Source organism: Pseudoxanthomonas sp. CF385 (assembly GCF_900104255.1).
GTDB lineage: Bacteria > Pseudomonadota > Gammaproteobacteria > Xanthomonadales > Xanthomonadaceae > Pseudoxanthomonas_A.
On sequence record NZ_FNKZ01000002.1, the window covers coordinates 254,090 to 269,029 of the forward strand.

Genomic DNA, 14,940 nt, shown 5'->3' on the forward strand with positions numbered 1-14,940 from the left:
AAATGCCCCACGTTATGATCCGCCCGCCGTTGCGCGGATCGCATGTAGCGAGGGGGCGCTGCAGCGGGTAGCCACCAGCCTCAGGGCTGTCGTCTTCCATTGTCTATTGCGCGCGGTTTTCTTGCCAGGAGAACCCCTTTGTCGCGCACGTCCGTCCCCCCCCGTACCGCCCGCCGTCTCCCGATCGCCCTCTTCCTGGGCGCTGCCGCGCTCACCACGTTGACCGCCGCCAGCGCCGCCGGAGGCTTGCTGGGCCTGCGCGCCCAGGCCTTCGCTTCCGCTACCTGGGATCGGGCGGAAGACGATTTCGCCGACCTGCGTGACGTAGGGCGCGACAACATCGTCCGCTTCTGGACGCGCACCACCTCCTCCGCAAAGGTTGCCCGGCGCGCACGCGAGCGCAGCGGGTTTGCGCCTTCCGTGATGAGCGAGGCCGGATCGACGGGCGCCTTCGGCATCCGCACGCCGGTCGCCGGCGTCGACGCCACCCCCGTCCTGAGCAGCGGCGGCCACGTCAGCGCGAACAACTCCCGCCCCCGGGTGGTCAACCTGCCCCTGCCGGTGCCGCCCATCGACAAGAGCTCCGCCGCCTACACCCGCTTCAAGGGCTGGGTGGATTCGGCGGTCGCCGGCAGTCGTGGCTACGGCTTCAGCGCCGCCGAAGCGGCCCTGATGTACCAGCTCTCGCCCGAGGCCAAGTACTGCACGCTGGCCATCCAGATGGTCGAAGAGCAGGTGACCGCCGCCGAGTCCGCCATCGCCGGCGGCGGCCGTCCCGCCGTCGCGGGCGACTCGTACCTGGAAGTCGGCCCGATGATCGCCGACGTCGCCTCCACCCTGACCGCCTGCGCCGGCAGCATCACCTCCAGCCAGCGCACCCGCTGGTCGGCCTATGCCGAGCAGGCCGTGTGGAACGTCTGGAACTACAACAGCGCGCAATGGGGCGGCCGCAGCCACCCGTGGTCGGGCTGGTCGGTGACCAACCCGGGCAACAACTATTACTACAGCTTCGTCGAAGCGACGATGTACTGGGCCTTGGCCACCGGCAACAGCACCTGGTTCAACTTCCTTCGCGACAACAAGCTGGCGGCGCTGCAGACCTACTTCGCCCGCCTGCCGGGCGGCGGCAGCAGCGAAGGTACCGGCTACGGCACCTCGCACATGCGCCTGTTCTCGCTGTACCGGATCTGGCGCGACGCGACCGGCATGGACCTGGCCAACGCCAACAGCCACGCGTCCGACAGCATTCCCTACTGGATCCATGCGACCGTCCCGACGATGGACCGCTTCGCGCCCATCGGCGACCAGGCGCGCAGTTCGGTGCCGGACATCTACGACTACCATCGCCGCCTGGTGCTCGAAGCGCGTTCGGTGGCGACCAACCCGGTGGTCCAGAACCAGGCGACCTGGTGGCTCAACAACATCTCGATCGCCCGCATGGGTTCGGGTTTCAACTACCGCTACGACCTGCTTCCGGTGGGTGCGACGGCGACCGTCCCGACCGACCTGATCTACCACGCCCGCGGCACCGGCCACCTGTTCGCCCGCACCGGCTGGACCCGCGACGCGATGTGGGTGGCGATCGTCGCCGGCCCGTACAACGAGAGCCACGCGCACCAGGACCAGGGCTCGTTCACGCTCTTCTCGGGCGACTGGCTGGCGGTCACCGCCAACATCTGGAGCCGCAGCGGCATCAACCAGGGCACCGATGTGCACAACCTGGTGCGCTTCGCCCGCAACGGCACCGTGGCCCGCCAGTGCGAGTCCACCACGAAGGCCTCGACGCTGTCGGTCACGCCGGGCTCCGGCGGCGCGTTCACGGCCGACGCCAACCTGACGCCGTCGTTCTGCAACGCCGACGCCGTGACGAATTGGCAGCGCAACTTCAATTTCGCCAATCGCCGCCTGACCGTCCGCGATACGTTCTCGATCACCAGCGGCACGACCGCGACGTTCCAGGTGAACGTGCCCGTGCAGCCGACCCTGGTCAACAGCCGTGAAGCCACGGCGGGCCGCCTGCGCGTGCGCGTGCTGGAACCGGCGAACGCGACGATCAACTCGAACTTCAGCAGCGGCAAGTACGTCGAGGACGGGGCCCGCTTCCGCATCGACGTGCAGGGCGGCACCACCGGTTACGTGGTCGAGCTGAGCGAGATCTGACCTGCCCGGTCAGGAGGACAGCGAACGCCGCCCGCCTGCGCGCAGGCGGCGCCGCATGTCCAGCAGCTGCGTCGGCACATAGCTGACCGACATCAGGCCGATGCGCTCCAGCGTGGGGCGCTCGAACAGGGCACGCGCCAACAGCTGCCGCGCAGGCATCGGGCGACGCGCGTGGATCAGGTGGCGCGCGAAATCGGTACGGATCGCCCGCAGTTTCCAGCGTATGTCGCGGTCGGACAGTCCGAGCAGCGCGCCCAGCTGTTTCGCGTTGCGGATCTCGGCCATGGCGCACCGCTCGATCCGGCTGGTCAGGCTGCCCTCCGCCGGCGTGTAGTGTCCGACCAGGCCCGGGCTGGCGCGCACGCGCCAACCGGCGTGGGCGATGCGCAGCCACAGGTTGTAGTCCTCCGCGCCTACAAGCTCGCGCGCTTCGAAGAAGCCGCCCAGGCGCTCGAACACGCTCCGGCGCACCACGGTCATCGATGTGCAGATCCGGTTGGCGCGCCACAGGTGCTCGAAGTCCATCTCGGCGGGCAGCGACATCCGATCCAGGCGCGCGGCGCCATGCAGCAGACCGACATCCGCGTCTTCCGTCAGCGCCAGTTGCGCCTGCATCTTGTGCGGCAGCCAGCTGTCGTCCGCATCGAGGAAAGCGATCCACTCGCCACCGGTCGCGCGGACGCCGGCATTGCGCGCGGCCGCGGGTCCGGCATTCTCCTGCTGGAGCAGCGTCACCCGACCGCCGTAGCCGGCGACGACGCGGGCGATGTCCTCGCGATCCGGCGATCCGTCGTCGACCACGATCACGTCACGCGCGGGCAGGGTCTGCGCCATGACGCTGTCCAGCGCATGCGCCAGCGTGGAGGCGGCGTTGAAGGCCGGGATCACGACTGTGTAATCGGCGACCGTCGCGGGGGAAGACGGTGCCATGGTCAGGCGGGCCTCGAAACGGGACTTCGCTTCAGCAGCGCGTGCGCCATGTAATGCAGCATGCACCAGGCCGACCGTGGCCAGTTCAGCCGCTCGATCTCGCGGTAGATGCGCCACTGCCAACCGGCCGCGCGCAGCTTGTTCGACGATACGGAACCGCCGCGCACCAGGTAGTACGCCAGCGGGCGGCCCTCCGGCACGCGTTCGGCATGGCCGGCGCGGCGCACGCGGTCCAGCCAGAACACGTAGTCTTCGTGGCCCATCTTCTGGAACGCCACGTCGCCCAGCGAGCGTTCGTAGATGCCGGTCAGGTTGCCGATGCGGTTGCTGTAGAGCATGCCCGCGTAGTCCACGCGCTCGGGCGGCACGACCATCGTCAACGCACGGCCATCTTCCGCCACCCGCTGATAGGCGGTGTAACAGACGCGGGCGCCGGTGCGCGCCATGTGCGCGAGCTGGATGGCCAGCTTGTCGGCGTCCCACCAGTCGTCGCTGTCGAGGAAGGCGACATGCGTGCCACGTGCCGCCTGCAACCCGCGGTTGCGCGCCGCCGCGACACCGCCATTGGCCTGGTGCACCGCGACCACGCGCGGGTCGCGCTCGGCGTAGGCCTCCATGATCGCGGCGGATCCGTCGCGCGAGCCGTCGTTCACCAGGATCAGCTCGACGTGCCGGTGGCTCTGCCCCAGCACGGAGTCGATCGAACGCGCCATCGTGGCTTCCGCGTTGTACACGGGCATCACCACGCTGACGAAGGGCGGATCGACGGCCGGCAGCGGCACGGCGGCGTTCATGCGGCCGCCTGCGCCTGCCGTCCGCCCGCCCACGACGCGCGCGGCGCCGGCAGGTGGAAATCGCGGTAGTCGCCGGGATTGCCCTGCTTGCCCGCCTCGGCCGCCTTCACGATGTTGTAGGCCTCGCGCGCGCTGACGTAGTGCAACACGTACTTCTGGCCATCGTTGTAGGCGGACTCCAGATAGTCGTGCATTGCATCCACCGGCGGACCCAGCAAGGTGTCGATGTCGCCTTCCTGGGTGCCGTGCGTGTGGATCTTCACGAAGACCCATTCCGGCCGCCCCTGCACGTGCACGCCGGCCTGGACCCACGCGTCGACGCGTTCGGGCGTGGGCGGCTGGCCCTTGCGCACGTCGGCGTTCTCGATGCGCGGCATCAGGCCGAAACGGCGGTCCTTCCAGTTCAGGCCCAGCGGGCCCTGGATCAGCATCAGGTCGCCGCTCGCCTCTCCGCCGACGCGCACCGGCACGCCGGTGTCGTGCGACTTGGGTGCGTGGGCATCGTCGGTGGCGTAGTAGATGCTGTTGATCGTGCGCGTCTGCGTGTCGCTCGGCGCGGACGGCAACGTGAAGTCGGCGTAGCACCCCAGGTCGCGCAGCAGGATCAGTTCGTTGTCCAGCCCGCACCAGCGGCCATCGGGACGCGAGTTATCCAGGCACCAGTTGCCGTGGATGAAACCGAAGCGCAGCTCGCCGGTGGCCGGGTCGCGCGGCAGCGCACCGTGGCGCTCGTGCAGGACGCGGCAGAAGCGCGCCATGCCCTCGTTGAAGTTGGCTTCGGTGTCGTTGTCGTGGTGCAGGTGCACTTCGATCTCGCCATAGCCGTCCGCGCAGAGGGCGGACAGCTTGTCGAGGTACTCGGGAACGTACTCTTCTTCGGGATAGAAGAAGCTGTGCTGAGGCGGCCGCCCGTCGGCATCGCGGTGGCGGCCGGCCAGGGTGCGGTAGTCGCGGCACCAGCGATCGACGCGCTCGCGCTGCTTGGCTTCATCCGCGCCGTGCCACATCGGCTCGAAGTGGTCGACGAAACAGAACATGACATGCACCGGGCCCGGCGTCGCCGTCACCCGCGGCCTGCGCAGGTAGCTGCCGATCCAGATCTCCATGTTGCGCGAGCGCAGCAGCTTCCACACGGCCAGCGCCGCGACCGCGAGGATCGCCACCGGAACCGTCAGCCACACCAGAATGTTCAAGCGTCCCCCTTGCTTTTCCGGCGTGTGCTCACGCCTCCGTCACCCACGAGAACGCGGCAACGGCGGCGTACCGGCCAGCCGGGCGGGGATTCAGTGCAGGTGCGGCAGCGCGCGCAGGTCGAAACCCTGCGCCTTCCAGGTGGGAATCAATTCCCGCAACAGCGTAAGCGAGTGTTCGCTGTCGTCATGCATCAGCACGATGTCGCCGCCGCGCGGGGGCACGCGCTGGATGGTCTCCAGCAGTTCGGGCACGGGCCGCCGGCTGTAATCCAGGCTGTCGTAGGACCAGTAGTCGATCCGGTGACGGCGGCTCACCAGGCGCGCCAGCATGGGGAACGTGAGCACCCCGCGCGGGGGCCGGAACGCGTGCCGAGCGCGGCCATCGATGCCGCGCAACAGTTGCTCCGTGCGCTCGATCTCGTCGAGCTGCTGCGGCAGGGTCAACGCATCGAAGATCGGATGCGAGTAGGAGTGATTGCCGAGCGTATGGCCTTCCGCGGCGATCCGGCGCGCGAGCGCGGAATGGCGCTCCACCTCGCGGCCGATCAGGAAGAAGCTGGCCTTGGCGTCGTGCTCCGCCAGCAGGTCGAGCAGCGGCGGGGTGAATTCCGGATGCGGGCCGTCGTCGAAGGTCAGATACAGGGTCTTCCCGTCCTCCGCAGGGCCTTCCGTCGCCAACCAGCCGTTCGGCAGGAAGCGCAGCAGCTTGAGTCGTCGCGGGCGTGGATTCATGGGGAAAGCATGTGGGGAAAGAAGCGGCTCACGACAGGCGTCCCTGCATGGCCATGGTGCACGAATCGCAATCCGGCGGATCGTAGAGGCCATGGTAACGCTCGGCCATGGTCCGGAACGAGGCTTCCGCCTGTGCCCAGGACTGGCCCGCGCGACCCATCCTCCCCGCTTCGTCGCCTCCACGCAGCAGCGCGATCAACGCCGTCGCGAGGGCGGCCACGTCGGCCGCCGGCACCAGCCGTCCATTGACGCCATCGCGGACGATCTCGCGGTTGCCGCCCACATCGGTGGCCACGATCGGCAGCCCGGCCGCGCAGGCTTCGAGCAGCGCGATCGAATAGCCCTCGCTGGCCGACGAGAGCGCGAACACATCCATGCCCGTCAGCAACCGCGGCACGTCGTGGCGGTCGCCCATGAAGCGCACGGCATCCGAGATCCCCGCCTGCTCGGCCTGCGTCTCGAGCGCGGCCCGCAGGGGACCGTCGCCGACGACGGCGAGCACGGCCTCCGGCACCTGCATGCGCACCTTGGCGAACGCGCGGAGCAACAGCGCGTGATCCTTCACCGGCTGCAACCGACCGACCGTGCCGATGATGCGGCTGCCCGCAGGCCAGCCCAGCTCGGTGGCGAGCGCCTGGCGTCCCGCGGTATCGGCCGGCTTGAAACGGTCCAGGCGGATGCCGTTCGGCACCGACAGCAGACCGCGCTGCGGTTGCACGCCCTCCGCGGCAAAGCGTTCCCGTGCCGCTTCGCACACGGCGACGGCGTAGTCGGTGAACCGCATGCTCTGGCGGTAGAGCCATTCCTGGCGACCGCTCTTCACCCGGCCGCCCATGCCATGCCGCGTATTGATCCGGCACTTCAACGGCAGGCCCAACGATGCGATGACCGCGTAGTAATGCGCCATCGCGTTGTGCGTATGGAGTACGGCGTCCGGCGACTGCCGGATCAGCGCGCGCGCGCGACGCAGTGCGCGCAGGTCCAGCCCGGGGCGCTTGCCACAGGCATCCACGCGCACGCCGCTGGCGAGCAGTTCCTTCGCCAGAAGGCCCAGTTTGAACAGGCAGATCACCCGGCACTGGTGTCCCGCTTCGCGCTGGCTCGCGATCAGGTCCACCACGGTGCGCTCAAGGCCACCGCGATCCAGGTTCTCGACGAAATGCACGATCTCCACGCTCGCCCTAACTCCCAAGTTCAGACACGGTGACACGCTGCTTGCCGGTCGGCGTCAGCGGGATTTCGTCCGTGAAACGGAAATCCAGGGCGACGCTGTCGCCCACCACCTTGACCAGCTCGCGCCGGACAAGTTCGATCACCGAGGGATCGAATCCCTCGTCGCGCACGATCAGGATCTCGAAGGCGTCCAGGCGCTTCTGCACCACCTGGTAGCGGCGGATGCCCGTCGCGGCCAGGAAGGCGTAGACGATGTACTCGCCCGGCACGAAGCGTCCGTCCGGGGTGCGCAGCGCGTCCAGCTTGCGCCCGTCCACGCTGGCCAACCGGGGCAGTCCGCGACCGCACGCGCAGCGACCATGGCCCGGCGTGGCCAGGTCGCCGTTGACGTAGCGCAGCAGCGGCATGCCGTAGTTGTGCAGGTCGCTGACCACGAGTTCGCGGGAACCGTCCGTGCCGGCGTCGTCGCCATGGCCCAGTTCCACCACCAGGTGGTCGGCGTTCACGTGCAGGCCGTCGCGGTGTTCGCACTCGGCGGCGATCAGCATGAACTCGCGGCAGCCGTAGGTGTTGTAGGCCGGCGCGCCGAAGGCCTGCTCGATGCGCTGCTTCTGCGAGGCGTGCAACGCCTCGGCCGCGCCGAGGATGCGCGCAGGCGCGTGTATCCGGCGGCCGGAGGCGATCAGCCAGTCCGCCATTTCCACGATCGGCGCCACGTACGACACGATGGTTTCGGGACGGAAGCGATCGATGGCATCGGCATATTCGGCCATGCGCGCGCGGTCCATCTCGAAGGCGTTCAGCATGCACCGGTTGAACGCGCTGTGGTACAGCCGGTCCTTGCGTTTCTGGGCACCGATGGGCGTACCCCACAGATAGAGCGTGCGCTGGCCAAGGCGGGCGCCCGCCCAACCGTAGCCGCGCCACATGACCGCCACGCGACGCTCGTAGCTTTCGCGCGTGTAGCCGAAGCGCAGCGGTTCGCCGGTGGAGCCGCCGGTGGTCTTGTACAGCAGCCCGTCCTTGTACGACGCCGCGATCAAGCGTTCGAAATTGGCGCGGATCGTGGGCTTGTCGAGCACGGGCAGGCGCGAGAAATGCGCGCGGTCGCGGATGTCGTCCGGCGCCGAGATGCCGAGCGCGGCCCATGTCTCGCGGTAATAGGGCACGTGATCCCAGCAGTGGCGGATCAGCTGCTGCAGCTTCTGCCACTGCAGTGCGTCGATCTGCTCGGGGTCAAGCCATTGCTGGCGCTCGTACTCGCGCAGGTAGGCCAGCGTCTTGCGCCCGCGCATGCCCGACTCGTAAGCCGGGAACAGCACATGGCGGAACAGCGGCTCGTACAGCCCGGTCATGAGATCCCCTCCCCTGCGCGATCGTGCGCCCACGCGAGCAGACGCGCGCCTGCGCGCGGACGGCTCGCGGCGAATCGGCCGTGCAGCAGCTGGAGATGCCCGATGTCGTCGCGCGTCCAGCAGCGCAGCAGCAGCGTGAACAGCGCGTACGACACCACCAGCAGTACGCCGCCCAGCAGCACGGCCGCCCATGGCACCAGATGCCCGCGCAGCGGCCACGCCAGCGCGGCCGCCAGCGCACCGGCCAGCAGCACGCGGCCCAGCGCGCCCCAGGCCGGTCGCGCATGGCTGACCTTGACCGCGAGCGAAATGTACAGCGTGGCGTTCACCGCGGCCACGATCAGATAGGCGGCCACCGCACCCACCAATGCGTAGTGGGCGATCAGCACGGCGGCCAGCGTCAGCTTCAGCACGCCGGAGGTGGCGGCCAGCACCAGGATGCTGCGCTGGCGGTCCGCACTGACCAGCAGACTCGACGCGCCCTGCGCCATCGTCGTCATGCAGGTGGCGAACAGGCAGGCGGAGAACAGCGGCCCTGCGGCCCAGTATTCGCGGCCGTACAGCAAGTGGATGACGTCGTCGCCGAACACCAGGCCGAACGCCATCAACGGCACCGCCAGCAGGGACAGGTAGTGGGTGGTGCCGACGAACCGCCGCGCCGCGACTTCACGGCCCTGGCTCAGCGCGCTCGCCATCATCGGCAGCAGCAGCGCGCCGAAGACGCCCGGCACCAGCGCCGCCGCGCCGACCGCGAGCTGGTACGCCACCTTGAACTGGCCGGCGTCGTGGCTGTCGGCGTACAGGTTGAGGAACATCACCTCCACCTCGCTGGCGACCAGGAAGCTGACCGACACGGTCAGCGCCGTCCAGCGCATGTGGTGGCTGATCCGCGCACGCAGCGTCGGCGGCAGCACCACGCCGGGCTGGCGCGGCGGCAGCAGCGGGCGGATCTGACGCAGCGACATGACGTAGAACACGATGCCCGACAGCGAGAACACCGCCAGCAGCCACTCCACCGGCGCATCCAGCTGCCACGCGGCGATCACCAGCAGCAGGTTGATCGGGGTGGAGACCAGGGCCACGATCGCCGTCGCGCGGAAGTTCTCGAACCCCTTCGCCACGCCGATGTTGAACATGTACGACGAGCGCAGCGCCACGCCGACGATCAGGAAGCCCAGCAGCAGCGTATGGTTCATGCCGGGGGCGATGTGGTCACCGGCGAAGATGAACAGCGCGGCGCCCGCCAGCAGGACGAACAGCATGAACACCCGCTGCGCCTTCCGCAGGTAGCTCAGTACGTAGGGAATCTGCTCCAGGTGGCCCGAGCCGCGCAGTTCGGCGACGAACTTGATCGCGGCACTGGCGGTACCCGAGTTGGTGGTCGCCACGCCCATGGCCACCAGCCAGATCACCAGGCTGTAGGTACCGAAGCCGTCCGGCCCCAGGTGGCGGGCGATGATGATGGACGTGAGCATGCCGAGTACGTACTCGGTGTACATGCCCACCGAGGAGAACAGGGTGTTGCTGAGCGTGCGCGATCGTTCGTTCATGCCATCGCCAACAGGACCTTGACGGTCACATAAAGACCGATAACGCCAATTACGGCGTAGGCGGGCCAACGAATGATGTCCTTCTCCAGAGAGAAGGCCGGAAGACTGGGATAGGTGTTGCGCATGCGGGTGTAGTGGCCGACGACCATCGCCACCAGCAGGTACAGGATCACGACGTAGCTGCGGCTCAGGAAGAACGCCGCCGTGAAGAACCCGACCAGCGAGATCAGCATGCACAGGCTCAGCGCCTTGTCGGTGCGCCACTCCTTCAGCGCGACCTCGTCGGGCACGTCCATCGGCACGTCGTCGATGATGTCGTCCTCGCGGTTGACGATGGCCAGCATCATCCGGAAGCAGTAGCCCACGATCGCCAGCCACACGGTGAAGCCGACGATGCCGGTTTCCGCCAGCACCAGCACGAAGGAGTTGTGCGCGGTCAGCTCGTGCAGGTCCGAGTAACCGCCCGCGCCGATGCCGAAGACCGGGCTGCCGATGAACATCTGGATGCCTTCGTACCAGGATTCCACCCGGCCCATCGCCGATGCTTCGGAGACGTCCATTTCCTGCATGCGCGACGGCAGCATCATCAGCCCGCCCAGCGCGCCGGCACCCAGCAGCCCCGCCCAGAACATGCCGCGCGTGCGCCAGACGTAGACGCCGAGCATGGCGACGAGGGCCAGCAGCGTGCCGCGCGAATTGGTCAGGTAGCAGCCCCAGACCAGCAGCACGATCGCGGTCCACCAGAACAGCCGCTTCAGGCCCAGCCAGCCGCCGCGCGTACTGAGGTAGAACGCCATCGGCAGGCACATCACGAACAGCATGCCCAGGTCGTTGGGGTCGTTGAAGATGCCCACGTACTGGATGCGCGTGCCCTGCGACAGTTCCACACCGGTCCAGCCGATGCCCGTGCTGGCCTGGTCGATGCCGTGCACCGCCAGCACCGACGCGCAGACGACGAAGACGGACATGACCGCCTGCATGCGCGCGCGCGTGTCCACCGTATTCGCCAGCAGCACGTAGGCCAGCAACACCGGCGCGAACACGAAGAACACGAACAGTGCGCCGCCCGCCCAGCCGTTCACCACCTTGGACACCATGGCGATGAACAGGAATATCGGAATCAGCAGGAACTGGGGCTGGTTGAAGGACTTGCGCTGCGAGAACAGGAACAGGCCGGCCGCCAGCAGAAGGGCGATGGACTGCATCGGCGGACCCGGTGATTCGGCCACCGCCGGGTAGTCCTGGGGCCTGATCAGCACCAGGACGAGGTACACCAACATGAAAAAGAACATGATCCCCTGTCGCTCCCGTGCCTCAGCCTGTCCGCAATCGCGAGGCGTAGGTGAACAATTCCGGCATCGCCATCATGGCCTTGAACCACGGCATGTCCATGTGGCGTTCCACCGGCAAGCGGGGAAGCGAGAACTGCGTACGCGGCCCGAGTCGGCCGATGCCGGCCACGTAGCTGCAGGCCAGGCGGAAGCCGGCCGCGCGCACGGCTTCGACCGTATCGTGGTTGAACGCATCCGGACCACCCACCGGGTACGAGATGACCTGCACCGGCACGCCGAGTTCGCGCTCCAGCGTGTCCTTCGACCCCTGCACTTCGGCCACCATGCGCTCCAGCGGCAGCTTGGCCAGCATGCGGTGGTGCACGCCATGCGAACCGATCTCCATGCCACCCCGCTGCATCTCGCGCAGTTGGTCCCAGGTCATCGGCTTGCAGTCCGGGTGGCCTGCGTCGCGTGGGATGCCCCACGCCGTCTCGAGCCGGGCGACGAGCGCCGCCTGACCGTCGTCGTCGAGCAGTTTCAAGCGGTACAGCAGGTCGGCCGCCTGGCGCCGGCGTCCCGCCAGGTCGTCCTCGACCGTCCAGTCCACGTCAAGCTCGGGTACCTGCACGCGCGCGCCGGCCGGCGCCGAGCACAGCATGTGCACCAGCCAGTCGTACGCGTACGGCCGGCCCGAATCGATGTGCCCGGTGGAGACGAAGAACATCGCCGACATCCCCAGCTCGCGCAGGATCGGGAAGGCGATGCGGTAGTTGTCGTCGTAGCCGTCGTCGAACGTCACCAGTGCGGCGCCCTCGGGCAGCGGCTTGCCGCGCTCGACCAGGTCCAGCACTTCGTCGAAACGCATGGGCACGAAGGCCGTCTTCAGATGCCGCATCTGCTGGCGGAAGTCGTCCGCGGACGCGCTGATCAGTTCCGGATCGAAACTGAAACCCTGCGGGTCCTGCGACTCCAGCACACGGTGGTACGCCAGCACGCGCAGCTCGCCATGCGCACTCGGCCGCACGCGCTGCAGCAACGGCAGCGCGCCCAGCCGATGGCACCAGCGCGCCAGCAACTGCCGACGCCCTACGCGCGCAGCCACGCTTATCGATGAGCCCCTGGTCATCATCTTCCGCAACTTCGGCAACCTTGCCTGTGCCACTGGATACGCATAAAGCACCCGCCAGCGGCCAGTCCGCGGGCTGGCCGGATCGCCCCCCGGATCACGTATGAATGGGGAAAGCAGAAATCATGCGCCGCTAAGGCGTGGCAGCGATACAGGGGCGCGGCACAGATGTCGGACGATACCGACTTCGTCAGCATGTACGAAGAGTTGGGGCTGAATGCCGAATGCGGCATGGCCGCCTTCAAGCAGGCCTATCGCCGGCGGGTGGCCGTCCTCCATCCCGACACCCAGGGCGCGGCCTCGGACCTGCCGCGCCTGCAGCGACTGAATCGCCTGTACGAATCGGCCATGGAATTCCACCGCGTGCATGGCCGCCTGCCGGGCGCGCCGGCGACGGCGCAGCGACCGCAGGCCCCGCGCCTGGAGCGGATCGCCCCCGCGATGCCGATGGAAGACGACGGTTTCGAGCCTCCGCGTTCGCGCCGGCGCTACCTGCTGATCGGCGCGCTGCTGGCGGCCCTGCTGTACTGGCTGGGCGCGAACCGCACGTCGATCCCGACCCTGGACCCGGGCGGTCCCGGCGACAGCGCGTCCGCGGCCTGGCAGCCCCGGTCGCCGAAACAGCTCGAACTGGGCATGGACCTCGATCAGGCGCGCCGGATCCTCGGCGACCCGACGACCGAACACGCCGCGCGCTGGGAATACGGGCCTTCCTGGGTCGATTTCGAGTGCGGCAAGGTCATCGGCTGGTACAGCGCGCCCGCGCGGCCGCTGGAGGTGGGCCGGGACTCCGCGCACCAGGCGAGCGAAGGCCCACACGGCACGGCCACGTGCGGCTGAACGACGACGGCGAAGGGGACAGGGACATGTGGAGCGATACCGCCAAACTGCTGAGGAAGGCCCAGCGCCGCCTGTGGATGAAGTACGCCCTGCGCGGCGTGGGCGGCAACGACAACCACGCGCGGCTGGAACTGGCCTACCGCATGCCGGACCCCTGGAACATGGAATCGCCGATGGAGCGCGCGCGCTTCGAGGCCACCAACCGGGTGATCGAGCAGGCCTTCGGGCGCGTCGGCTCGGTGCTGGAGATCGGCTGCGGCGAAGGGCACCAGACGCAGTACCTGGCCAGGCTCAGCGACGAACAGTACGGGCTCGACGTCAGTCCCGCGGCGATCGAGCGCGCCCGCGTGCGCCTGCCGCAGGCCCACTTCGCCGCGGCCGACCTGTTCCAGCAGCCGTGGGGCGATGAGCGCCACCGCTTCGACCTGGTCACCGCCTGCGAAGTGCTTTATTACCTGAGCGATCCCGCCGCGACGATCGCCCGCATGCGCCATCTGGGACGCAGCGGCGTGGTGACGTTCTTCGCGCCGGCCTGCGGTCGTGTCGGTCCGCACGTCGAGGCCATTCCCGGCCTGCAGAAGACCTGGATCCACCATGGCGGCACCGCCTGGCTGATCGGCTGGTGGCGCGATGAGTGACCCCTCGGCCGCCCTGCGCGGGCGCGGCGTGGTGTATTTCGGCAACGACTGGAACGCGGAGAACCGCACCAGCAGCCATCACGTCGCCACCCGCCTGGCCCAGCGCATGCCCGTGCTCTACGTCGACTCGCCCGGCATGCGCGCGCCCACCACCTCGGGACGCGACCTGAAGCGCGCGTGGCGCAAGCTGACGGCCGCGCTCAAGCCGCCGGTGCAGGTGCGCGAAGGCCTGTGGCATTGCACCGTGCCGCAGCTGCCGTTCCGCCGCATCCCCGGTGTCGACGCCTTCAATCGCGTGTTCAGCCGCTGGGCCGTGCGCCGCGCCGTACGCAAGGCGGGCATCGGACGGTACCTGTCGTGGTTCGTCGTACCGCATCCGGGCTTCCTGGCCCACCGCCTGGGCGAGGACTTCTGCGTCTACTACTGCATCGACGACTACGCCGCGCATCCCGGCGTGGACGCCGAACTGATCGGCCAACGCGACGAGACGCTGAGCCGCGCGGCGGACCAGTTGTTCGTGGCACCGCCCGCCCTGCTGCCCGCCAAGCAGGCGCTCAACGCGACCACGACCTACGCGCCGCACGGCGTCGACCTGGACCTGTTCCTCACCGCGCGCGCACCGGAAACGCCCGTCGCCGAAGGCGCGCGAGGCCTGGCCGGTCCGGTGATCGGCTACATCGGCTCGCTGCACGAGTGGATCGACATCGAGCTGATCGCCTGGCTGGCGCAGGCGCGGCCGCAGTGGAGTTTCCTGCTGGTCGGCCACGCCGCCGCCGATGTATCGGCGCTGCGCGCGCTGCCCAACGTGCGCCTCGCCGGTCCGCAACCTTATGCCACGCTGCCGACGTGGGCGAAGGCGTTCGACGCCGCGATCATCCCGTACCGGATGAATCGCCAGGTCGCGAACGCCAATCCGCTGAAGCTGCGCGAATACTTGGCCACCGGCAAACCGGTGGTCAGCACGTACAACCCCGAGATCGCGAAGTTCTCCCAATGGGTCCGCATCGCCGAAGACCGCGAGGGTTTCCTCGCCGCGCTCGAGCAGGCCCTGGCCGAGGACAGCGACGCCGCCGCCGAGGCCCGCGTGGCCGCCGTCGCGGCGCAGACCTGGGACCGCCGCGTCGACGACGTGCTGGCCACGGTCGCGCGCGCGCTCGATGGCCGATGACACCCAA

At 68.6% G+C, this 14,940-nt stretch carries 13 protein-coding genes; 4 read left to right on the plus strand and 9 right to left on the minus strand.

The annotated features are described in order from the left end of the window. Positions 1-138 precede the first annotated feature (138 nt). Positions 139-2,160, plus strand: a complete 2,022-nt coding sequence (locus BLT45_RS11415; protein WP_139188003.1) for a heparinase II/III family protein — start codon at positions 139-141, stop codon at positions 2,158-2,160. A 9-nt stretch (positions 2,161-2,169) separates the two neighbouring features. Here BLT45_RS11415 and BLT45_RS11420 read toward each other — a convergent pair whose 3' ends face one another. The 9 genes from BLT45_RS11420 to BLT45_RS11460 form a co-directional block, all read right to left on the minus strand. Next, on the minus strand, positions 2,170-3,090 hold the full coding sequence (locus BLT45_RS11420; RefSeq protein WP_093299838.1) for a glycosyltransferase family 2 protein: 921 nt from the start codon (positions 3,088-3,090) through the stop codon (positions 2,170-2,172). 2 nt (positions 3,091-3,092) lie between these two features. After that, positions 3,093-3,884, minus strand: a complete 792-nt coding sequence (locus BLT45_RS11425) for a glycosyltransferase family 2 protein (RefSeq protein WP_139188004.1) — start codon at positions 3,882-3,884, stop codon at positions 3,093-3,095. Next, positions 3,881-5,077 (minus strand): hypothetical protein, encoded by a 1,197-nt coding sequence (locus BLT45_RS11430; RefSeq protein WP_254771870.1) that lies wholly within the window; start codon positions 5,075-5,077, stop codon positions 3,881-3,883. The genes BLT45_RS11425 and BLT45_RS11430 overlap by 4 nt, the downstream gene beginning before the upstream one ends. Before the next feature lie 90 nt (positions 5,078-5,167). Then, positions 5,168-5,809, minus strand: a complete 642-nt coding sequence (locus BLT45_RS11435) for a polysaccharide deacetylase family protein (RefSeq protein WP_175455824.1) — start codon at positions 5,807-5,809, stop codon at positions 5,168-5,170. Positions 5,810-5,837: 28 nt separating this feature from the next. Continuing rightward, positions 5,838-6,983, minus strand: a complete 1,146-nt coding sequence (locus BLT45_RS11440; RefSeq protein WP_093299844.1) for a glycosyltransferase — start codon at positions 6,981-6,983, stop codon at positions 5,838-5,840. Between the two features lie 7 nt (positions 6,984-6,990). After that, positions 6,991-8,337 (minus strand): phenylacetate--CoA ligase family protein, encoded by a 1,347-nt coding sequence (locus BLT45_RS11445; RefSeq protein WP_093299846.1) that lies wholly within the window; start codon positions 8,335-8,337, stop codon positions 6,991-6,993. Further along, a complete protein-coding gene (locus BLT45_RS11450; protein WP_093299849.1) occupies positions 8,334-9,887 on the minus strand; it encodes an oligosaccharide flippase family protein in 1,554 nt (517 codons plus the stop codon). Before BLT45_RS11450 ends, BLT45_RS11445 begins: the two co-directional genes overlap by 4 nt. After that, positions 9,884-11,179, minus strand: a complete 1,296-nt coding sequence (locus tag BLT45_RS11455; protein ID WP_093299852.1) for an O-antigen ligase family protein — start codon at positions 11,177-11,179, stop codon at positions 9,884-9,886. Before BLT45_RS11455 ends, BLT45_RS11450 begins: the two co-directional genes overlap by 4 nt. A 22-nt stretch (positions 11,180-11,201) precedes the next feature. Beyond that, the gene (locus BLT45_RS11460) at positions 11,202-12,263 is read right to left on the minus strand and encodes a polysaccharide deacetylase family protein (RefSeq protein WP_254771871.1); all 1,062 of its coding nucleotides are present in this window, start codon (positions 12,261-12,263) and stop codon (positions 11,202-11,204) included. A 192-nt stretch (positions 12,264-12,455) separates the two neighbouring features. Here BLT45_RS11460 and BLT45_RS18360 point away from each other — a divergent pair, with 192 nt between their 5' ends. The 3 genes from BLT45_RS18360 to BLT45_RS11470 are packed head-to-tail and all read left to right on the plus strand — an operon-like array spanning position 12,456 to position 14,933. Then, positions 12,456-13,127, plus strand: coding sequence for a J domain-containing protein (locus BLT45_RS18360; protein ID WP_175455825.1), 672 nt, complete (start codon positions 12,456-12,458; stop codon positions 13,125-13,127). 26 nt (positions 13,128-13,153) lie between these two features. Further along, a complete protein-coding gene (locus BLT45_RS18365; RefSeq protein WP_175455826.1) occupies positions 13,154-13,765 on the plus strand; it encodes a class I SAM-dependent methyltransferase in 612 nt (203 codons plus the stop codon). Beyond that, entirely contained in the window at positions 13,758-14,933 is a 1,176-nt protein-coding gene (locus BLT45_RS11470) for a glycosyltransferase (protein ID WP_093299858.1), read from the plus strand. Before BLT45_RS18365 ends, BLT45_RS11470 begins: the two co-directional genes overlap by 8 nt. The last annotated feature ends 7 nt before the right edge of the window (positions 14,934-14,940 follow it).